Source organism: Stenotrophomonas sp. GbtcB23 (genome assembly GCF_019091045.1).
In the GTDB taxonomy this organism is placed as follows: Bacteria; Pseudomonadota; Gammaproteobacteria; order Xanthomonadales; family Xanthomonadaceae; genus Stenotrophomonas; species Stenotrophomonas rhizophila_A.
The window spans coordinates 1-233 of the sequence record NZ_JAGXKC010000726.1 but is presented as its reverse complement, the minus strand read 5'-3'; the positions used below and the strand labels follow the sequence as shown (position 1 = coordinate 233).

Annotated in this window: 1 protein-coding gene; it reads left to right on the top strand. The window is 60.5% G+C overall.

Translation table 11 applies throughout. From position 1 onward, the window contains the following. Nucleotides 1-48: 48 nt before the first annotated feature. Nucleotides 49-233, top strand: a 185-nt coding sequence (locus KVS69_RS20720; protein ID WP_302675405.1) for a TrbI/VirB10 family protein, incomplete at its 3' end; no start/stop codon positions are given.

Sequence of the window (233 nt, the reverse complement as noted above, 5' to 3'; positions counted from 1 at the left end):
AAACTATTCGGCCGCCAAGACAGCAAAGTCTCGTTTGGCCAGAGCCGCATGCTCGTCGTCTGGTCCGACATCACCTTCCCGAACGGCTCGACGCTGCAGATCGGCGGCATGGCCGGTACGGATGCGCAGGGCTATGGGGGCTTCAGCGACAAGGCGAACAATCACTATCTGAAGACCTTCGGCTCCGCGGTGCTCATCGCCATGATCGGAACCGGCATCGATATGGCGCTACC